The sequence below is a fragment of the Holophagales bacterium genome (assembly GCA_016699405.1).
In the GTDB taxonomy this organism is placed as follows: domain Bacteria; phylum Acidobacteriota; class Thermoanaerobaculia; order Multivoradales; family JAGPDF01; genus JAAYLR01.
Window position 1 is genome coordinate 850009 of sequence record CP064972.1, and the last position, 18950, is coordinate 868958.

General features: G+C 69.8%; 20 protein-coding genes, 1 other RNA gene and 1 riboswitch. Of the genes, 8 read left to right on the plus strand and 13 right to left on the minus strand.

Going from position 1 to position 18950, the window contains the following annotated elements; translation table 11 throughout:
- Positions 1-46: 46 nt before the first annotated feature.
- The 10 genes from IPJ17_03570 to IPJ17_03615 all read right to left on the minus strand — a co-directional run bounded on the left by IPJ17_03570 (position 47) and on the right by IPJ17_03615 (position 7250).
- A complete protein-coding gene (locus IPJ17_03570; protein QQR74681.1) occupies positions 47-742 on the minus strand; it encodes a YIP1 family protein in 696 nt (231 codons plus the stop codon).
- On the minus strand, positions 739-1074 hold the full coding sequence (gene yidD, locus IPJ17_03575; GenBank protein ID QQR74682.1) for a membrane protein insertion efficiency factor YidD: 336 nt from the start codon (positions 1072-1074) through the stop codon (positions 739-741). Before yidD ends, IPJ17_03570 begins: the two co-directional genes overlap by 4 nt.
- A gap of 56 nt (positions 1075-1130) precedes the next feature.
- Complete coding sequence (locus IPJ17_03580; GenBank protein QQR74683.1) at positions 1131-1475, minus strand: DUF2752 domain-containing protein; 345 nt, start codon at positions 1473-1475, stop codon at positions 1131-1133.
- A gap of 68 nt (positions 1476-1543) precedes the next feature.
- Positions 1544-1870: a DUF4190 domain-containing protein gene (locus IPJ17_03585; GenBank protein QQR74684.1), complete on the minus strand. Its 327-nt coding sequence runs from the start codon at positions 1868-1870 to the stop codon at positions 1544-1546.
- 30 nt (positions 1871-1900) lie between these two features.
- Entirely contained in the window at positions 1901-2269 is a 369-nt protein-coding gene (locus tag IPJ17_03590) for a DUF4870 domain-containing protein (GenBank protein ID QQR74685.1), read from the minus strand.
- Between the two features lie 70 nt (positions 2270-2339).
- The gene (locus IPJ17_03595; GenBank protein QQR74686.1) at positions 2340-2948 is read right to left on the minus strand and encodes a YigZ family protein; all 609 of its coding nucleotides are present in this window, start codon (positions 2946-2948) and stop codon (positions 2340-2342) included.
- A complete protein-coding gene (bshA, locus tag IPJ17_03600; protein ID QQR74687.1) occupies positions 2945-4075 on the minus strand; it encodes an N-acetyl-alpha-D-glucosaminyl L-malate synthase BshA in 1131 nt (376 codons plus the stop codon). The genes IPJ17_03595 and bshA overlap by 4 nt, the downstream gene beginning before the upstream one ends.
- Positions 4072-4806, minus strand: coding sequence for a bacillithiol biosynthesis deacetylase BshB1 (gene bshB1 / locus IPJ17_03605; protein QQR74688.1), 735 nt, complete (start codon positions 4804-4806; stop codon positions 4072-4074). Before bshB1 ends, bshA begins: the two co-directional genes overlap by 4 nt.
- 37 nt (positions 4807-4843) lie before the next feature.
- Positions 4844-6439 carry a bacillithiol biosynthesis cysteine-adding enzyme BshC gene (gene bshC / locus IPJ17_03610; protein ID QQR74689.1) on the minus strand — a complete coding sequence of 532 codons (1596 nt, stop codon included), beginning with the start codon at positions 6437-6439 and terminating at the stop codon, positions 4844-4846.
- Positions 6440-6467: 28 nt separating this feature from the next.
- Complete coding sequence (locus tag IPJ17_03615; protein QQR74690.1) at positions 6468-7250, minus strand: methyltransferase domain-containing protein; 783 nt, start codon at positions 7248-7250, stop codon at positions 6468-6470.
- Between the two features lie 19 nt (positions 7251-7269).
- On the opposite strand from IPJ17_03615, the gene IPJ17_03620 reads away from it, so the two are divergent.
- From IPJ17_03620 to argF, 7 genes are all read left to right on the plus strand, one after another.
- Positions 7270-7563, plus strand: a complete 294-nt coding sequence (locus IPJ17_03620) for a hypothetical protein (protein QQR74691.1) — start codon at positions 7270-7272, stop codon at positions 7561-7563.
- Positions 7502-8560, plus strand: coding sequence for a tRNA dihydrouridine synthase DusB (gene dusB, locus IPJ17_03625; protein ID QQR74692.1), 1059 nt, complete (start codon positions 7502-7504; stop codon positions 8558-8560). Before IPJ17_03620 ends, dusB begins: the two co-directional genes overlap by 62 nt.
- Positions 8561-8564: 4 nt before the next feature.
- Positions 8565-9431 (plus strand): aminotransferase class IV, encoded by an 867-nt coding sequence (locus IPJ17_03630; protein QQR74693.1) that lies wholly within the window; start codon positions 8565-8567, stop codon positions 9429-9431.
- Entirely contained in the window at positions 9428-9895 is a 468-nt protein-coding gene (locus tag IPJ17_03635) for a hypothetical protein (GenBank protein ID QQR74694.1), read from the plus strand. Before IPJ17_03630 ends, IPJ17_03635 begins: the two co-directional genes overlap by 4 nt.
- 126 nt (positions 9896-10021) lie before the next feature.
- Positions 10022-10372, plus strand: a transfer-messenger RNA (tmRNA) gene (gene ssrA / locus IPJ17_03640).
- Positions 10373-10546: 174 nt separating this feature from the next.
- Positions 10547-11320 carry a transporter gene (locus IPJ17_03645; protein ID QQR74695.1) on the plus strand — a complete coding sequence of 258 codons (774 nt, stop codon included), beginning with the start codon at positions 10547-10549 and terminating at the stop codon, positions 11318-11320.
- Positions 11321-11415: 95 nt separating this feature from the next.
- A riboswitch (SAM riboswitch) is annotated at positions 11416-11556 on the minus strand.
- A 202-nt stretch (positions 11557-11758) separates the two neighbouring features.
- Positions 11759-12760 (plus strand): ornithine carbamoyltransferase, encoded by a 1002-nt coding sequence (gene argF, locus IPJ17_03650; protein QQR74696.1) that lies wholly within the window; start codon positions 11759-11761, stop codon positions 12758-12760.
- 46 nt (positions 12761-12806) lie between these two features.
- On the opposite strand, the gene IPJ17_03655 is transcribed toward argF, so the two are convergent.
- Together IPJ17_03655 and IPJ17_03660 are read right to left on the minus strand one after the other, a co-directional pair.
- Entirely contained in the window at positions 12807-13394 is a 588-nt protein-coding gene (locus IPJ17_03655; GenBank protein QQR74697.1) for a hypothetical protein, read from the minus strand.
- Between the two features lie 127 nt (positions 13395-13521).
- Positions 13522-14244, minus strand: a complete 723-nt coding sequence (locus tag IPJ17_03660; protein QQR74698.1) for a hypothetical protein — start codon at positions 14242-14244, stop codon at positions 13522-13524.
- A 125-nt stretch (positions 14245-14369) separates the two neighbouring features.
- On the opposite strand from IPJ17_03660, the gene IPJ17_03665 reads away from it, so the two are divergent.
- Positions 14370-17789 carry a S8 family serine peptidase gene (locus IPJ17_03665; protein QQR74699.1) on the plus strand — a complete coding sequence of 1140 codons (3420 nt, stop codon included), beginning with the start codon at positions 14370-14372 and terminating at the stop codon, positions 17787-17789.
- On the opposite strand, the gene mtnA is transcribed toward IPJ17_03665, so the two are convergent.
- Positions 17786-18904, minus strand: a complete 1119-nt coding sequence (gene mtnA, locus IPJ17_03670; GenBank protein QQR74700.1) for an S-methyl-5-thioribose-1-phosphate isomerase — start codon at positions 18902-18904, stop codon at positions 17786-17788. The two genes, IPJ17_03665 and mtnA, sit on opposite strands and share 4 nt — an antisense overlap.
- Between the last annotated feature and the right edge of the window lie 46 nt (positions 18905-18950).

Consider the following 18950-nt stretch of genomic DNA (forward strand, 5'->3'; position numbering starts at 1 on the left):
AGGGGGGCGATTCTACCGGTTTGGCGACGCGCCGGCGCGTTTCCTCTCAGGGTCGATGGGCGCCAGTGCCGAGGATCGCCCCGGCCACGAGCGCCACCACCGCCGCCAGGAAGACGAGCGCGGCGGCACAGCAGAGCAGGGCGGGCATCAGGACCGCCGCGATCGCCCTCCCAGGCGTCGTCCGGTGCACTTGAGTGAGGCCGAGCACCTGCAGGGTCAGCGTCCAACCGACCGCCGCCACCCAGCCGACAATCGGCACGACGTTGGCGACCTGCGCCATCGAGGAGTAGGCGACGACCCGCAGCGTGCCTTCGTAGCCGGCGCGCGACTCGGCAAGACCGCCGAACATCCAGAGAAAGAGATGGACGATCGCGGCGCTCACGAAGAGCCCGACGAGCGCCAGGAGCGGTGTCGCCACGAGACCGAAGGCCAGGGCGGCGACGCTTCCCGCCCATTCCTGCCGAAGCCCGCCGGGCAGCAGGGGGAGCCAGGCGAGGGGACCGAGCGCAAGCGACCAGAACTGGGCCGCCACGACGCCGAGCCAGGCGCAGAGCACCCCCCAGATCAGAGGGCTGGCCAGATCGCCGCGCTCGCGCATGCGGGCGAAGCCTTCCCTTGGAGCGAGGGTGAAGAGCCGGAGGGTCTCGACGAAGGCGAGGACACGGCCGAGTCGCTGCCGGTCCTCCCAGGGAATGGGGGGTTGCGGAGGCGAGGGCGACCCGGCAAAGGGCTCGATCGTCATCGGGTTGGGCTCCCGGAGGGGGGTTGTCTGGTGGGAGCGCGGGTCGTGCCTTCGCCGCCGGACGGCTCCGGCCGATCGACGGTTCCGCGCGGCGTCCACGGCCCGCATCGCACGATCCGCCAGCCCGCGCGAAGGCTTCCGACGAGCGCCCCGTCGTGGGCCAGCACCGCGAGGGCGTACTCGCTACAGCTCGGAGTGAAGCGACAGCGGCGGGCGAAGTGAGGGGAGAGCTTGGCGCGATAGGCGCGCACCGACGCCAGGAGGACTCGATTGCTCCATTGGCTCGCCGGCGCGCGTGCCAGGTCGACGGCGAGGAGCGATGCGAGGAGCATCGCTCCCCAGAGGAGTCGGCGACGACGCCGGGGAGAGGGAGGCGCAGCGGGCCCGCTCATCCCGGGAGCGTCCCCAGGGCGAGTCGCGCCAACCAGACGACAGCGAGCGACGCGAGGTTGACCCACAGAAGGCGCAACACCGTGGACTCTGAGGGACGCGGGAGTCGGCGAAACAGCACGCCACCCCACACCACCCAGAGCGCCGCCGCCTCGAGGACGATCACCGGCGCGAGCGGATGGAGCGCAAACGACTGGCGAAGCTCGCCGCGCATCAGGCGAGCCACGCCCCGGGTCAAACCGCAACCGGGGCAGGGGATGCCGGTGAAACGACGAAAGAGGCAGAGGACCGGGCCGGCGTCGAGCGCATCGACCGCGATGGACGCCGCTGCCGCCGCGATCAACGCGCCGACTCCCGCGACGACCCAGAGGCGGAGCGCGCGGGAGGGGAGGTGCTCCCCTCCCGTTCCGTTCAGTGGCCTGCGCCTCCGGCCATGGCCGAGACGATCGCCATCCCGCCGAAGAAGATCATCCAGACGATCCCCAGAGCGAACAGGATCGTGCCGATGATGCCGAGGATCTTGCCGGCGGTGGCCAGCCCCTGATTGGCGGCCGGCGCCAGGCCGCTGCGGATCGCCTCGAGCTCACGGTTGCCCATGACCCAGGCGAAGGGGGCGCAGAGGCCGCAGCAGACGACACCGAGGATGCCGAGGATGAGGGCGACCGTCGCCCGATTGCTCGATCCGGCAGGGGCCGGAGGAGCGGGTGGCGGGGGCGGCGGCGGGAACGGTTCGCTCACGTGGGTCTCTCCGTGTCGGCGCGATTTCGATCAGAACTTGGCGACGAGGTCGCTCAGGCCCGGGATGACGAAGCGCTCGCCATTGGTCGCCTTGACGATGGCCATGATGGTCACGATCAGCCAGCCCAGACCGACGAACGGCCAGAGGATGAGCGTGAGGCAACCGGCCACCGGCAGCATGCCGATGATCGAGAGGGCGACGAACATGACCATGAACGCCCCGGTGAAGACCAGTCCGTTCTTGGCGTGCCACTGCACCTCGGCGTCGTCCTTCTCGACCAGCAGCGGGACGAGGGCGAGCAGTCCGAGATAGGAAAGCACCAGCATCAGGGTCCGGTTGCTCGACGCGGCCGGCGGCGGCGCAGCCGGCGGCGGAGGCGGAACATAGGGCTCGCTCATCGCGCGATCTCCTTGCATGGAAGCGGTCGAAGGTGGAACCGCGTCAGTGTACAGGAGCCCCAGAAGGGCTTCAATCCTCGCCGGCGATCTCCCGCGCGCCGAGCTCGGCGAAGGTGGCGCGCAGCGCGGCGACTCGCGGCCGCTGCACACGGAGGCGGAGTCTCACCGTCTCGCCGTAGGACTCGGCGAGCAGCTCGACTTCGGGCGGGCGCAGCAATCGCTTGACCGCGCCCAGTCGCGCGAACGGCAGCTCGACCTCGAGCTCGTCGACGGGGACGCGCCGGAGGACCGGCGTCGCCGCGACCGCGTCGCGCGCCGCGCCGCCGTAGGCGCGCACCAGGCCCCCCTTGCCCAGCTTGACCCCGCCGAACCACCGGGTGACGACGGCGAACGCGTCCGAGAGCCCGGCGCTCCGCAGGGCCTGGAGAATCGGCGCTCCGGCGGTGCCGCCGGGCTCGCCAGCATCGGCGCTCCGCTCCCGGGGAGGATCGCCGAGCCGATAGGCCCAGCAGTGGTGGGTCGCCTCGGGATGACGCGCTGCCACGGCGGCGAGCATGCGCTTCGCCTCGTCTTCGTCAGCGCAGGGCGACACGACGGCGAGGAAGAGGGACCCGCGATCGCGCAGCTCGCTTCGGCCCTCTCCCGCCGGGGCCGGATAGCCGCCGTCCGTTGCGCTCATCCGGCGTGCGCGAGGGCTTTCGTGTAGACCTCTCGGTACTGGGCGACGATCGCACCCTGCTCGAATCGCGCCAGCGCCCAGCGACGGCCGGCCGCCCCGAAGGCGCGCAGCTTGGCGGGATCGGCGAGCAGGTCGATGGCCGCCGCCGCCATCGCTTCGACATCGCCGACCGGTCGGAGGTAGCCGTTCTCGCCTTCGACCACCACCTCGGGGAGGCCGCCCGCCCGGCTCGCCACCACCGGCACCTCACACGAGAGCGCCTCGAGCGCCGCGAGACCGAACGACTCGCTCTCGGACGGCAGCAGGAAGAGATCGGCGCCGACCAGGATCTCCTCGATCGCCGGGAAGTTGCCGAGGAAGATCACGTCGGAGCAGAGCCCGTCCTGGCGGCAGCGCTGCTCGGCACGCACGCGGTCGGGGCCGTCTCCGACCAAGAGAAGCCGCGCCGGCATCTGCCGGCGCACGCGAGCGAAGATCTCGACCACGTCGAGCACTCGCTTGACCGGGCGGAAGTTCGAGATGTGGACGATCACCCGCTCGTCGCCGCGCGCCCACCGGCGGGCACCGGGAAGCAGGCGCGCCGCCTCGTAGCGGCGCGGGTCGATGAAGTTCGGCACCACGTCGATCGGCTTGTCCTCGATGCAGAGCTGGTGCATCGTCGCGTCGCGGAGCGCCGAGGAGACGGCAGTCACCGCGTCGCTCTGCAGGATGCTCCAGCGCGTCGTTTCGAGGTAGCTCGGGTCGTTGCCCACCAGGGTCACGTCGGTGCCGTGGAGCGTCGTGACCACCGGCAGACGGCGCGGAGCCAGGATCGAACGCGCGAGCACGGCTGAGACGGCGTTGGGCACGGCGTAGTGCACGTGCAGCAGGTCGAGCCCCTGGTAGCGGGCGACCTCGACCATCTTCGAGGCGAGCGCCAGCGACCAGGGCGGATACTCGAAGAGCGGATAGTGGGTGATCGCCACCTCGTGGAAGAAGAGACGCGGGTCGGCGAGCGTCAACCGCGAGGGGAGCGCGTAGCTGATGACGTGGACTTCGTCCCCCCCTTCGGCAAGCGCCATGGCGAGCTCGGTGGCGACGATCCCCGAGCCGCCGAAGGTCGGGTAGCAGCTGATACCGATCTTCATCGGAGACCTCCCGGGAGGAGCGTGAACGGGTCGGCAACGGCGAGGGGGGTGCGACTGCGGAACGGCTCACCGAGCTCGGCGCCGATCAGGCCGCCGAAGTGTCTCGCCCGCCCTTCGACCGCCAGGCGGTACTCGCGCGAGGCGATCTTGGTCATCGGCTGCCCATCGTCAGCCGGTTCCGCCCCGGGGCGATAGATCTGGCTCCCGTAGGCGTCGAGTGCCGCCATCTTCGCCGGCCAGGCGTCGGTGACATCGACGACGAAGCTCGGCTCGAACCCGTCGTGCAGCATGTAGCTGAAGAGCGCCGCGGGCCGGTGGGGGAGCCCCTGACCTCGCCGCGCTAGCCCGGAATAGAAGCAGGCATCGGTGACCAGACGGTGGGCTCGACCGTGATCCGGGTGCCGATCGACCGGTGGCGGACCCAGCACCAACTCGGGGCGGAGTCGGCGCAGCTCGGCGATGAGCGCCTCCTCCTCCGCGACGCCGTGGCGCAACGAACCGTCGCCGCAATCGAGCAGGACCAGGTCGGCGGCGCCGAGCGCCTCGGCGGCCGCTTCGGCCTCACGCCGCCGTTCCTCGGCCGTCCCCCGCGTCCCGGCCTCGCCACGCGTGAGATGGAGGATGCCCACCCGGCGCCCGGCACGGGCGAGCTTGGCGAGGGTCCCGCCACAGGCAAGCTCCACGTCGTCGGGATGGGGACCGATGGCGAGAACATCGAGAGGAGAGCTCATCGCTCGGGACTCTAGTTCAGGCGGGCCCGGGCGGCACTCAGGCACCCGGGTCGATCAGCGAGAGACGCCGGGGATCGAGGTCGAGCTGCGCGAAGAGCGCCGCGACGAAGCCATCGCCGTACTTGCCCGGGAAGTGCGCCGTCGCGACGCTGCGCTCCTGCAGTACGCCGGCGGGCAGGACGTGCTCGCGCAGGGCGAGAAAACGCCGCGACTGCACCTCGTCGCGACGAACGGCCGCCGCCGCAACCCGGCTCGCGAACTGCTCGAGCGCGCCGAGCATCTGGTCGCGCGTCTTCTCCCAGGGCCGTTCGAGCTGTGGGTCGATCGCCAGCGCCGCGTCACGCCAGCCCGCGAGCACCCCCGCGAGCGCGTTGCGATCGGCCTGCACGAAGCCGGCCCCGGCCCGTTCGCCGAGCGCCCGCTCGGCGCGGTCTGGATCGACGAGCAGGCCCCCGAGGTCGACCCCGAGCTCGGCGAGCTGCGCGCGCTGTCGCGCATCGATCACCAGCGCCTGGGGGCGGAGTGCCACCCAGGGCGCTTCCACACCGAGCAGGGAGTAGGCCGGCGCCGTCTGCGCGAGGTAGGCGAGCTCTCCTGGACCCATGACCTGGAGCGTGGTCCCCAGGATGGCGTCTTGAATCGCCGGGCGGACCAGAACCCCCGGTCCGACCACCCCGGGGTTCTCCTCGAGGATTTCGAGGAGGCGAGCCACCGGTTCCTCACCCGCGCGACCGCGCAGACGGAAGCTCTCTGCACCGCGCCATTCGATGCGGCGGCGCTCGCCACCGCGCAGCAGGAAGAGCGGGCTCGCCCCGGGTTGCGGTGCAACTTGCAGGGAGTAGCCGGCCTGGACGATTCGCGCCTCGCTCTCGGCAAGCGCCGCCGCATGGTCGTCCCGCCGCTCGACCAGCCGGGCCAGATAGGGGGCCGAGGCGCTCTTGACCGCCGGCAGGAGCGAATCGAGCAGCAGCGGAGCTCGCTCGCCAAGGAGACGGGCGAAGAGACGGGCGAACGCCTCGCCGAAGCGCGCCTCGGGGCGATACCAGGCGGCGAGCTCGGCGAGCCACGAGCGGTAGCGCTCCGCCGGGAAGAGCTCGGCGAGCTCCGACAACAGTGACGAGATGCCCCCCCCGAGGGTGCGCATTCCCACCGGCAGGAGGGGAGAAGGGTCGGGCCCCAGGTCGACATGACGCGGTCCCGTCGGAGCCAGCACGGTCGCGGCCGCGACCTCGGCCCAGTCGTGGTCCTCGGTGGCCATCCAGAACACCGGGACCGCCGGCTCTCCGTGTTTCTCCAGCTCCTCGGCCCAGCGCACCGCGGCGACCGCTTTGACCAGCGCATAGAGGGGCCCGCCGAGAATGCCGACCTGCTGGCCGGTCACCACGACACGCGTGGCCGGGTTCGCCAGTTTCGCCGCCAAGGTCGACGCGCGCGGGTGGCCGTACGCGGCGTTGGCCTCGCCGAGCGCCTCGGCGAGCGCGCGTCGATCGACCGCCGGCGGCGGCCCGCTCGGTCGATCGCCCGGCGGGAGGAAGCGGAGCGGCTCGAGCAGCGCCCCGTCGCGCCCGGCAAGCAGCGCCGCCGGCAGCCCACCGACCAAGCCGCTCGCCACGAGGTCCGGTCGCTCGCTCATCTGGGAATTCATCTCCGTCGATTCTGTCTCAGTTGTGGCGGCGGCCGATCAGGATCAGCCGCTCGCTCTCCGGCCGGAACGGCTCTCCGCGGAAGCTGCCGTGCACGCTCGCCACGTCGAGCCCGGCCCAGCGCAGGCCACCGACGACTTCGTCCTCACGGTAGGCACGCACGCTTTCGAGGAACGAGCGCGGCGCCTGGCCGGGCTCGTCGACCCGGATCCGCTTCAGCATCCGTTGGGACACCGCGTCGAAGCGGCGCTCGATCTCGACCCTTCGCCCGTCGATCTCGTGGCTTTCCCGCTCCTTGAGATTCGCCAGGGCGTGGTCGAGATTCATCAGGTCGATGAGAAATCCGCCTCCCGGCGCGAGCACGCGCGCGATCTCCTCGAGGACGTGGAAGTTCTCGCGCTCGCTCTCGAAGTAGCCGAACGAGGTGAAGAAGTTGAGCACCCAGTCGAAGGCTCCGGCGGCAAACGGCAAGCGGCGCATGTCGCCGCGTACCCGCGCGAGATCCGGGCTCTTGCCGAGCAAGGTCAGCGAGAGATCGACTCCGCAGACGGCGAAGCCACGCCGGGCAAGCGCCGTGCTGTGCCGGCCCGCGCCGCAGGCCAGATCCAGGACGCGCCGCGGTCGCCGCGGCGCCAGGACCGACGCGACGAAGTCGATGTGCCGATCGGCCTCACCGGCATCGCGGTGCGCGTAGAGCTCGAGATACTCCTCGCCGAACCAGTCGCGGTACCAGGCCACGGGGCGATCATAGCGGGTGCGTCGCTGCTTCTCGGTTGCCGCTGCCGCCAGGGGCAGCCGCAAGCGTCTATGCTCTGTGGAGATGAGCCGCCGGGACGAACTGCCGCGCGCGCCGGTCAAGCGCGCCTTCGTTGCCGCCTTCCTCCTCCACACCCTGGCGCTTGCCTGGATCTGGACGCGCTACGGGCAGGGGGCTCGCGGCGGCTTGGTCGTCTGGATGGATCTGCCCTGGTCGCTCGCCTACCTCGGCAAGAGCGGCCGCACCCTGCTGACCTGGAGCTCCCTCGTCGGCGGAGCCTGGTGGGGCTTTCTCGGTGCCCTCTTCGCCCGGCTGCTCGGGCGCCTGGCCCATCGGACCCGGGCCACTGGCCGTTAGAATGCGCGGCGCCATGCTGCGCCTCGGCAACCTGCAGATCGACCCGCCGCTCGTCCTCGCTCCGATGGCCGGGGTGACGGACCGCGATTTCCGCCTCATCGTGCGCCGAATCGGCGGCGTCGGGCTGGTGACCATGGAGTTCATCGCCTCGCGGGCGCTCGTGCGCGGCATCCAGAAGACGCTCGACCTGATGACGTTCGTCGAGGAGGAGCGACCGATCTCGATCCAGATCTACGGCTCCGATCCCGAGACGATGGCCGAGGCGGCGCGACAGGTCGAAGCGATGGGCGCCGACGTCTGCGACATCAACATGGGCTGCCCAGCCAACAAGGTGCTCAAGGGGTGCTCCGGCTGCGCGCTGATGGGTGACCTCGAGCTGGCGACGCAGATCATCGCCACCGTACGCCGCGCGATCGCCATTCCGCTCACCGTGAAGTTCCGCCTGGGTCTCGACCAGCCGAGGCGAAATTTTCTCGAGCTCGGCCGGATCTGCGAGGACAACGGCGCTCAGGCCGTGGCGCTCCACGCCCGCACCGCACGGCAGATGTTCGGCGGCGACGCCCGCGAGCAATGGGGAGAGATCGCCCGCCTCAAGGAGGCACTGACGATTCCGGTGCTCGGCAATGGCGACGTGCAGACGCCCGAGGACGCCGCGCGGATGTTCGCCGAAACCGGCTGCGACGGCGTGATGATCGGCCGCGCCGCGACGAAGAACCCGTGGATCTTCCTGCAGACGGCCCGTCATCTCGCGGGTCAGAGCTGGGCGGAGCCCACGCTCGCCGACCGGCGAGACCTCATTCTCAGGCACCTCCGTCTCGTGGCCGAGCGCGAAGAGTCCACGTTCGCTCTCCACAAGCTCAAGAAGTTCACCGGCTGGTACACGCATGGCCTGCCGAATGGACGCCATCTCCGGCAGAGGCTGCAGACGCTCGCCGATGTGCCGACGCTGCTTGCCGCGGTCGAGGGGTTCTTCGACGAGCACGAGGCGGCGGCATAGCGCGGTGAGCTCGCCGGCTGCGATTCCCCCGCTCTGCGCCCTCGGCGAGTCGGTGCTGCCGGTTGCCGAGGCACGGATCTCGCCGCTGGACCGCGGGTTTCTGTTCGGCGACGGCGTCTACGAGACGATGAAGGTTCTCGCCGGGCGCCCGCTCTTCCTGCGGCAGCACCTCGCCCGGCTCGACGCGAGCCTCGCCGGCCTGGCGATCCCCCAACCGCGCCGCCTCGTCGAGACGACCCACGCCCTGCTCGCCGCCACCGGCCGCTTTGACGGCTCGCTCTATGTGCAGGTCACGCGCGGCGCGTTCGCCACTCGGCAGCACCGGCCGCCGACCGAGGGAGAGCCGACCCTGTTCGTGCTCCCCGCTCAGATCGCTTTCCCCGATCTTGCGACGGCGACCGGGTGGTCGGCGATTTCGCGGCCGGACTGGCGTTGGCGGCGCGGCGACCTCAAGAGCACCTCGCTTGCCGCGGCGGTTCTCGGCAATCTCGAAGTGGCGCGGGCCGGGGTGGACGAAATCCTGTGGATCGGCGACGGCGGCGAGCTGCGCGAAGGCGGCCACACGAACCTGTTCGTCCGTCGAGGCGATCGCCTCGAGACCCATCCGCTCGGCACCACGGTGTTGCCGGGGGTCACTCGGGCTTGCCTGCTCGAGCTTGCCGGCGACTTGGAGATTCCGGTTGTCGAGCGCACGCCGCGGATCGCCGAGCTCGCGAGTTGGCGCGAGGCGTTCGTCTGCGGCACCCTCACCGGCGTGCGCGGGATCGTGAGCCTCGACGGCCATTCGGTCGGCGGCGGGGTGGTGGGCGAGTGGACCCGCGCGCTCGCCGTCGCCCTCGCCGATCGCGAACAGGAGGAGGCTCGCCGATGAGTCGCGAGACTTTGGATCTCGACCTGCCGGAAGATCCGACGGCTTTCCTCGCCGAGCTTGCCGCGGAGGTCGCCGCGTGGGGCGGCGAGTGGCGCGCCGACGACGACGGGCGCGGCGGGCAGCTTGCCCTGCCGGTCGTGTACGGCTTGAAACGCGGCGTTCAGATCGGTCGCGTCGACCTTTCGATCGCGTCGGGTCGCACCCAGCTTCACTGGCGCTGCGAGCGGAGTGATCTGGACGTCCATCGCTCGGCCGTTGCCGTGCTGGTCGTCGCGGCCGCGGCGCTCCTTCCAGCGCTCGCCTGGCCGTTTCACCCGCCGCTGCTCGCGCTGTTGCCGTTCGGCGCCGTCACCGGCCTCATCGCCTGGTGGGCGGTGATCTCGAAGCTCCACTCGAGCGGACCGCGCGAGCTCTTCGAGGCCGTCGGCAAGCGCCTGGCAGCGGCAGCTGCAGCGACGGAGTGATACGCTCCGCCGTCCTCCCGGGAATGCGCTGCACGCACGCGCCGTTCTAGGAGGTGAGCGTCATCGTCTCCGAGCCCATCCGGTCGGTCCCGCTGCGCTCGCGGTTCTTTCACAATTGCAGCAACTGGGGGCGTACCGGCTTCGACGGGGAACAAAGCGGTTCGAGGGTGCGTGTCGAGCTTGCGCTCGTAAAACGGCAAATCACAACTGCCAACGACAACTTCGCACTGGCGGCTTAATTGACCGCCACGTCCTGACCATGGGCCCGATTCACGACACGGGTCAGGGCGCCGCTTAAGTGAATCGAACGATGGGGGTGGTCCCGTCCCCCATCGGGATCGTCACCACGGGACTGGCGCCTGCGTGGGAGGCCCTCTTCCACAGCGCAGGGGCGATGACCTGAAACGAGGGACACACACGTAGATGCTCTCGGGACGCGTTTTCCGGACGTGGGTTCGACTCCCACCGCCTCCACCAACCCCTTTTTCTCGAGCCGAGTCTCCCCGACTCGGCTTTCGTTTTCTTCCGCCGGACCGGTTCTCTCGGACCGCGCCCGGTCCGCCGCTCGATCGGGATCCCCGAACTAGAATCCCGCCTGAATCCAGGCCGCAGGCCCCCGTCCTGCCGTCCACGTAGAAGGAGCGTTCCTCGATGATGCCGACCTTGCGTCACCTTGTCTGCGTTCTCGCGGTCTCGGCACTGGGCACGACGGGCGCGGCGCGTGGTCAGGGCGCTGGGCAGGCTCCGGTCGTCGGGCCCGACCGGCCGGATCTCGCCGACGGGATCCAGATCGTCCCGCTCGGTCATTGGCAGGTCGAGGGCGGAACGACGCTCCTCCGCAGCGGCGATACCGATGTCCTCACCCTCGGCGAGGTGATGCTCCGCATCCCCTGGAGCGAACGGCTCGAGAGCCGCCTGCAGGTTCTCAACGTCGCCGTCGCCTCCGGGGCGGAGCACGGGCACGGCATCCTCGACCCGTCGGTCGACCTGAAGTGGAAGCTCTTCGATTCCTCCTCGACCGATTTCGGGCTCGTCCTCGGCTCGTCGCTCCCTCTGGGGGAGAAGGGCTATCGTTCTCCGCACCTCCAGCCTTACGCCACCTTGGCTCTCGACCGGGTCCTCTCCGACCGCGTGTCGCTCACGGTGAACCTCGGGGGAGCATCCGTTTCCGCGGACGACGAGACGCTCCGCGTTCTCTCGGGTGGCGTCTCGGTCGCCATCCAGGCAACCTCCCGGCTGACCGGCTTCATCGAGGGGTTCGGCTGGAATCGGACCGAGCCCGGCGGACCCGGCGAGCAGGTGCTCGATGGCGGCCTGCAGTTTCTCGTCAACGACCGATTGATGGTGGATGCCCGCCTCGGCTTCGCCTTCGGCCGAACGGCCCCGGACGGATTCGCCGGAATCGGATTGGCGCTGCTGTTCTGAGGGTCCCCGCGCCGGGTGCTCGCTGCGACGACGATTCGGCGAGGCCGGAACGACGAAAGCCCGCCTCCCGACTGGCATCGGGACGCGGGCTTCGGTACCGGGCGATTCGTTGACGCTGGCGCGACCGCATCCCCACCGCCGGAATGAAGGCTCGGCAGGATGGCACCTTGGGCGCCCCGCCCAGGTTGCCGGGCCCGGCCTGACTGCTCGGCGGCGGGCCTCTCTCGATGCGATTCCAGGGTAGCACCCTTCGGCCCGGGGGGCTCCCTCGAATCGGCTGACGCTCTCGGCAACTCCCGTCCTAGAATCGACCCGCGCCCCGGCCCGGGGCGGCGTGCGCTCGACGGACGTCCGGAAGTGGCCCCGCGAGGGGTGCCTGGAGCGGTCCCGCTGCCGTCCGGTGGCTTGCGGAGCGTCTCCGCGCCGAGGAGCTCTCACATGCCGTTCAATCTGCGCAATCGCCACTTCCTGACGATTCACGACTTCACCGCCAAAGAGGTTCACTACCTGCTCGATCTCGCGCGCGACCTCAAGCGCGCCAAGTACGCCCGCACGGAGCGCCAGCACCTGGTGGGCAAGAACATCGCCCTGATCTTCGAGAAGGACTCGACCCGGACTCGCTGTGCGTTCGAGGTCGCCTGCTTCGACCAGGGAGCCAACGTCACCTACCTTGGCCCCTCCGGCTCGCAGATCGGCAAGAAGGAGTCGATGAAGGACACGGCCCGCGTGCTCGGGCGGATGTACGACGCCATCGAATACCGAGGCTACGGCCAGCGGCTGGTCGAGGAGTTGGCGACCTGGTCCGGGGTGCCGGTCTACAACGGCCTGACCGACGAGTTCCACCCGACCCAGATCCTCGCCGACCTGCTGACGATGGTCGAGCATGCCGAGAAGCCGCTCACCCAGATCTCCTACGCCTATCTCGGCGACGCGCGAAACAACATGGGCAACACGCTGATGCTGGCCGGCGCACTGATGGGAATGGATGTGCGCCTCGCCGCGCCGAAGCACCTCTGGCCCGAGGCGTCGCTGATCGCCAAGGCGCGCGAGCTGGCCGGCGTCTCCCATGGCAAGGTCACGCTGACCGAAAGTCCCACGGAGGCGGTCGCGGGCGTGGACTTCGTTCACACGGACGTCTGGGTCTCGATGGGCGAGCCCGACTCGGTCTGGGCCGAGCGGATCCAGTTGCTGAAGCCCTACCGCGTGGATGCCGCGCTCATGGAGGCTACCGGCAACCCGCGCGCGAAGTTCATGCACTGCCTCCCGTCGTTCCACAACCGTGAGACGAAGATCGGCGAGGAGATCTTCCAGAAGTTCGGTCTCGAGTCGATGGAGGTCACCGACGACGTGTTCGAGTCACCCGCCTCCGTCGTCTTCGACCAGGCGGAGAATCGTGTTCACACGATCAAGGCGGTCCTCGTCGCGACGCTCGCCGACTGACCGACCGCGCCGGCGGCCATCGTCGAGCCGCGACGCGACGCCTGCGTCAGTCGCCGAAGTAGGTGGCAAACGCCGGCGCGAGAGCGACCACGGGCGCGAGCAGCGCGGCCCCGTCGTCGACCTGCAGGAGCCCGAAGGCCAGAGCGAAGAGGGCGAGCGCTTCGGCGTCGGTGGCCGGTTCGATCGCCGGTCCCGGCGGCGTCAGGGCGGCGGCGTGCCGGGCAACCGCTTCGGAGAAGCGTTCGGGGTCGAGGAAGGTGCGTTCTTCGACGACGCGCTGCGCCGGCTCGATCACCAGATCGTGAACGTGGGATCCGGCCGGGGTTCCAAGCAACCAGCCGTACATCGCTTCGTGGAACGACGGCAGGAGAAGGTCGCCCCGGGGTGTGGTGACCGCGGCCCGAGCCGCCGGGTTGTCGAGCGCCGCGCGAAGCTGTTCGGCGCGACCGGTCAGCGCGGCGCGGATTCCCAAGGTGGCGAGGACCTTCTTGGCCGTCAGGTCGGCGCGAAACTGCTTGTAGAGACGGCCGACGGCCTCGGCGGAGAGTCCCGGCGGAAGAGCGCCCCCTGCGATCCGCGGCGCATAGCGTCCGGGAGTTGTCGAAGCGGTGGTGGCAGCGGGTGAGTCGGCCATGGTCCCTTTCGTCGGCAGCGTGGATTCGCGTCGGTCTCGCCACCCCGTTCCCGACGACTCGCGCGTGAATCGGCGGCGGCCTCCGGCGGGCGAGTATTTCATCGCCGCGCCCGGGTTCGTCAGCCCACTATTCGGGGCGATCGCAGTCTCCCCAGACCTCGACCCGCGCGAAGCTCCCCCCGACGGGATCGCGGATCGCTCGCCGTTCGAAGCGGACGAGCTCACCCGGAGCCAGGAGCTGGCGAAAGGTGGCGTCCGGGACGACGGCCAGCGCCTGGGCCAGCTTGCCGTCGGCGCGATAGAGCCCGATGACCGCTCGCGGTGACCGGCAGCCCGCCGGGCCGTCGTTGCGGATCGCACCGGCGACTGTCCAAGCCCCGCTGTCGGAGCGCTCGGTGGTCGCGTTGTCGATCGCCATGTGGGTCGGCGGCGCCGGGCAGGCTTTGGCGCTTGCCCGCAGCCGGTGGGTGACGGGATCCGCCCCCCCGAGTTGGCGGCGGTCGCGCAGGTAGACGAACGGCGCCAGCTCGCCGGGAGCGAGCCAGGTGCGTTCGGCATACACCCCGTCTGGTCCCGGTTTGCCGCGACGGGTCCGGGTCAGGGTGACGATGGAATCGACGGCGATCGGCTTGTTGTCGGCGTCGAGAAGGTCCACTTCGATCCGAGGCGAGCAGAGCCAGCGGCTCGTGCCGTTCCGCAGCTCACCCGCGATGCGGAGGAATCCGTGGCCATCGTCGTAGGTCGTTTCGCCTTCGACGATCTCGGGGGGCGGCGCCGCACCGCGCGCCAGGGCAGCCCAGCCGAACCCGAGAACCAAGGCCGCGGCCGAAAGGAGAGCGACTCGCTTCATGGGCCGAAGTCTATCGTCCCGGCCTCGGATGACTCCCCCGACGCCCGACACCGCGGTACGATCGCTCCATCCCCTCAACTTCCTGGAGGCTGCCGATGCCCGATGCCGCCCGCCGAACGTCTCTCTTGGTTCGATCGCTGGTCGCCGCGCTCTTCTGCTCCGCGACGCTCTCGGCCTCTCCCCCGGCGGTGGCGAACCGCGCCATCGCTCCTGGGCTACCGACGCCCGACACGATTGCGTCTCGGAGTGGCGACCGCAACCTGCTCTTGCTGCGGGTCGGGGTCTTCGACCCGGCGCACGAGTCGCTCGACTTCGCCTCGGTGGGCGTTGCCGAGGCCCGCTCGACGCGCTTTGGCATCGTGCAATTGCGCCCCGGGTTCCCGGCGGCCAAGGCCGAGCTCGAGGCGCTCGGGGTCGAACTGCTGCGCTATCTGCCGAACGACGCCTACCAGGTCCGTTGGAACCCTGCCAGCCGCGCCTTGGCGGCGGCTCACCCGGCCGTTCGCGCGACACTCGACTACGTCGCCGGCTTCAAGATCGCGCCCGAGCTCTGGGAGGGGCCCGGCTTCGAGCCGGGCGACCGCCTCACGGTCGTCGCCTTCCGAGGCGAGAGGCTCGCGCCGATCGCCGAGAAGCTGCTTGCCGCCTTTCCCGGAGCGCATCGCACCCACTCGATGCCTGAAGCGCCGGAACCGCGACTTCGATTCCAGGTGCCCTACGAGGATGTGCCGGCGTTCGTTCGCGCCGCTGCCGCATTGGAGGAGGTCTCGTGGATCGAGCCGTGGATCTGGCCCGAGTTGCACAACGACACCTCGATCTCGCCGATCCAGAACAACAGCACGACCGGTACGCCGATCTGGGATCAGGATCTGATCGGCACGGGCCAGATCGTGGCGGTTTCGGATTCCGGTCTCGACCGCAACCAGTGCTGGTTCACTCAGTACAACAACGGAGCAACGACGAATACCGAGATCACCGACGCGGAGAACACCATCCCGCCGGCCGTGGGGACCACGTGGCCGGCTCGCAAGGTCTTCGCGTACTGGGTCGTCCCCGGCGCGTCGCCCTACGACGACAATCAGGTCTGTACGACCTCGTCGACGTCGTTCCACGGGACGCATACCACCGGCACCGTGCTGGGTGACCGCGGTGTCGTCTCGACGCCGACCAATCCGTCCTTCACCGCGTCGGAACGCGATGGGATGGCGCCGAATGCGCAGATTCTCTTCCAGGATCTCGGCAACGACAGCACCGGCTGCCTGGCCGGGACGGCTGGCGACACCTCGCTGATCTTCGAGCAGGCCAATGCTGCTGGAGCGCGGATCCACTCCAACAGTTGGGGCTCCGCCACCGGGGGTGCCTACGGAGCCAGTGACCAGGAAGCGGACGCGGCCGCCTGGCGACTCGAGGACTCGCTGATCGTCTTTTCCGCCGGCAACTCGGGCAGCGGGACGAACACCATCGGCTCACCCGGCAACGCGAAGAGCGTCGTGACCGTCGGTGCGCTCGGTCACGCGAATTCGACGACCGTCGCCTCGTTTTCGAGCCGCGGCCCGACGGACGACGCCCGCACCAAGCCCGACATCATGGCACCGGGGAGCTCCGTGATCTCCGCGCAGGGCGACGACACCGACACCGGCACGCAGTGTCCGACGAACGGTCAGTCGCTGTCGGGCACCTCGATGGCGTGCCCGACCGTCGCCGGCGGCGCCGCGCTCGCCCGGCAGTACTTCAGCGACGGCTTCTACCCCTCGGGGGCACGCACCGCCACGGACGTTCGGTCGCCGTCGGGCGCTCTGCTCAAGGCTGTCCTGCTCAACGGCACGCGCGATATCGCCAGCATGCCGAACAACAACTACGGCTGGGGCCGCATCTGGCTCGACAACAACCTCTACTTCTCGAACGTCGCCAACCATCGCCGGCTGCGTGTCTGGTCGTTGCCGAACTCCGCCGGGCTCGCCACGGGTCAGACCGCGACCTACTCGATCAACGTTCCTGCCGGCGCCGAGCTTCGTGTCACCCTTGCCTGGTTCGACCCCTACGCCACGCTCGGTGCGGCGGTGACGCTGGTCAACAACCTCGACCTCGAGGTCCTCGGACCCGGCGGTACCTATCTCGGCAACGTCTTCTCCGCAGGCGGTTCGGTCACCGGAGGGACGGCCGACGCGCGCAACACGGTCGAGCAGGTTCGACTCACCGCCCCGACCGCCGGCGTCTACACGATTACCGTGAAGGGCACGAGCGTTCCCGGCAACGGTGACGCCGCGACGAACCGCCAGGGCTTCGGCCTGGCCGCGTCGTTCGGCAACTGCGCCGGAACGGTGGCCTCGGCCCCGACCGCGCCAGCCGCCGCGCCCAACCCGACGGCCGGGATCAACCTCTCCTGGACCGGGGCGGCCGGAGCTTCGAGCTACTCGATCTATCGTGCCGCCGGAACGTGCGGCGGAGCCGCGGCGAGCGACTTCCAGATGGTCGGGACCTCGAGCGGCACCTCGTTCACCGACACCCGCGCGCAGGGTGGCTTCAGTTACGCGTACAAGATCCGCGGGGCCGACGGCTGTGCCGAGGGGCCGCTTTCCACCTGCGTCGAGTCGACCGCCACGGGCGCCTGCGATCTCACTCCCACCTTCGACGAAACCGGCGTGACGATCGCCGACGGCGCCAGCATCGACTGCGGCATCGATCTCAACTGGACCGCGGCGACCTCGAACTGCCCGCTTGCGCCGACGGTGACCTACAACGTCTACCGTTCGACCCAGTACAACTTCACGCCGTCGGTGGCCAATCGCATCGCGAGCGGAGTGACCGGAACCAGCTTCGCGGACACGAGCGCGGAGTCGCTGACGAACTACTTCTACGTGGTCAAGGCCCAGGACAGCGCGACGCCTCCGAACGAGTCGGTGAAGGTCCGGCGAGTGAAGGGAACGGCCAGCAGTGGGTCTACGGTCGCCGGGACATTCGCCGATGGCGCCGATTCGCCTTCGTTCCTGCAGCTCGAGGATCCCTGGCAGATCACGGCGGCCCAGGCCTCTGCGGGCACCTTGAGCTATCACAACGCCGGAGACACCGGGACTTACCTCGCCGACACCTGCGCGTCGATCGTGACCCCGGCCATTCTCCTGACGGGAACCCCCGCGGTCCTCTCGTACGCGGCCCGTTGGAATCTCGAAGATCAGTGGGACGGTGTGGTGGTGGAGATCTCGGTCAACGGCGGGGCCTGGACCGACCTTCCGCCGACCGGCGGCTATCCGAGCAGCTTCGCGCAGACGGGCGCGCCGCCGATCAACGCCTGTGGCTACGCCGCCTCGCAGGGTGCCTTCAGCGGCAGCTCCTCGAATCTCTTCGTCTCCAAGACGAGCACGCTGTCGGCGAATCCGGGGGATTCGGTGCGGATCCGCTGGCGCTTCTCGTCCGACCCGGGGACGGAGGAGGCGGGGTTCTTCCTCGACGCGGTCACCTTGACGAACGCCAGCGTCGCCCAGCCGTGCAGCCAGCTTCTGGATGACGGTTTCGAGACCGGCAGCCTGAGTCGCTGGACTTCCTAGCGGTTGGCGTTGCCGCCAGGCGAAGGAGCGGTGCCGGGAGCTCGGCACCGCTCCTCCTGGCGCGAACGTGACCTTCCGTTCCCGTCGGCGGCGAGCGCCGCGGCCAGGCTCTTGTCGTAGGGTGGGCGAAGGACTCCGGCTTCGGTGATGATCGCCGCGATCAGGTCGTGTGGCGTGACGTCGAAGGCGAAGTTGAGCCCTGAGGTCTCCCGCGGCGTGAGCCGGATGCCGCCGATCTCCTCGACCTCGATTCCGCACCGCTCCTCGATCGGGATCGCCGTCCCGTTCGGAATCCGCCGATCGACGGTGGATCGCGGCGCCGCGACATAGAACGGAACTCCGTGCCGGGCCGCCAGGGCGGCAACCGTGTAGGTCCCGATCTTGTTGGCGGTATCGCCGTTGGCCGCGATGCGATCGGCACCCACGACCACGCCGGTGACGAGCCCGCGCGACATCAGCGCGCCCACGCTGGAGTCCGTGACCAGTCGATGGGGAATACCCAGGCGGCCGAGCTCCCAGGAGGTGAGGCGTGCGCCCTGAAGCAGCGGCCTCGTTTCGTCGACGAAGACGCGCTCGACCTTTCCAGCCAGCCACGCCGCACGAATGACGCCCAGGGCGGTGCCGAAGCCCCCGGTGGCGAGGGCCCCGGCGTTGCAGTGGGTGAGCAGATGCTCCCGTTCGCCGAAGAGCCCGGCTCCATGGTCTCCCATGGCTTTGCAGGCGGCTCGGTCTTCGTGCTCGATTCGCTGCGCTTCGGTGAGCAGCGCCGCGGCCAGGCCGGCATCGGGGGCGAGTTGGAGGACTGCCGCTTGCCGATCGAGTGCCCACCGGAGATTGACCGCCGTCGGTCGCGTCGCGTCGAGGCGAGGGATCGCCGCGGCGGCGGCGGTTCGCCCGCCGGACGCGGCCGCGATGGCCACGCCGTAGGCCGCAGCGATTCCGATGGCCGGCGCCCCACGCACGGCGAGTCGGACGATCGCTTCGGCGAGGTCGTCGACGGAGCGGACTTCCAGCCAGCGTTCTTCGTGCGGCAATCGGGTTTGGTCGAGCAGGGAGAGCGCGCCGTTGGCCCAGCGCAAGGGGACAACCTCGTCTGGAGCGAGATGCGCCGTCATTTCATGGTTCTCGCAGCTGGCGGACCGTTGCCGGCGCCCAGGGCGG

What these genes read in the sequence shown, in the direction of transcription:
- bshC (QQR74689.1), bottom strand. Translation starts at nt 6,439, where the DNA reads ATGAGCGAGCGACCGGACCTCGTGGCGAGCGGCTTGGTCGGTGGGCTG.
- IPJ17_03620 (QQR74691.1), top strand. Translation starts at nt 7,270, where the DNA reads ATGAGCCGCCGGGACGAACTGCCGCGCGCGCCGGTCAAGCGCGCCTTC.
- IPJ17_03590 (QQR74685.1), bottom strand. Translation starts at nt 2,269, where the DNA reads ATGAGCGAGCCCTATGTTCCGCCTCCGCCGCCGGCTGCGCCGCCGCCG.
- IPJ17_03645 (QQR74695.1), top strand. Translation starts at nt 10,547, where the DNA reads ATGATGCCGACCTTGCGTCACCTTGTCTGCGTTCTCGCGGTCTCGGCA.
- argF (QQR74696.1), top strand. Translation starts at nt 11,759, where the DNA reads ATGCCGTTCAATCTGCGCAATCGCCACTTCCTGACGATTCACGACTTC.
- IPJ17_03635 (QQR74694.1), top strand. Translation starts at nt 9,428, where the DNA reads ATGAGTCGCGAGACTTTGGATCTCGACCTGCCGGAAGATCCGACGGCT.
- IPJ17_03595 (QQR74686.1), bottom strand. Translation starts at nt 2,948, where the DNA reads ATGAGCGCAACGGACGGCGGCTATCCGGCCCCGGCGGGAGAGGGCCGA.
- mtnA (QQR74700.1), bottom strand. Translation starts at nt 18,904, where the DNA reads ATGACGGCGCATCTCGCTCCAGACGAGGTTGTCCCCTTGCGCTGGGCC.
- yidD (QQR74682.1), bottom strand. Translation starts at nt 1,074, where the DNA reads ATGCTCCTCGCATCGCTCCTCGCCGTCGACCTGGCACGCGCGCCGGCG.
- bshA (QQR74687.1), bottom strand. Translation starts at nt 4,075, where the DNA reads ATGAAGATCGGTATCAGCTGCTACCCGACCTTCGGCGGCTCGGGGATC.
- IPJ17_03655 (QQR74697.1), bottom strand. Translation starts at nt 13,394, where the DNA reads ATGGCCGACTCACCCGCTGCCACCACCGCTTCGACAACTCCCGGACGC.
- IPJ17_03660 (QQR74698.1), bottom strand. Translation starts at nt 14,244, where the DNA reads ATGAAGCGAGTCGCTCTCCTTTCGGCCGCGGCCTTGGTTCTCGGGTTC.
- bshB1 (QQR74688.1), bottom strand. Translation starts at nt 4,806, where the DNA reads ATGAGCTCTCCTCTCGATGTTCTCGCCATCGGTCCCCATCCCGACGAC.
- IPJ17_03570 (QQR74681.1), bottom strand. Translation starts at nt 742, where the DNA reads ATGACGATCGAGCCCTTTGCCGGGTCGCCCTCGCCTCCGCAACCCCCC.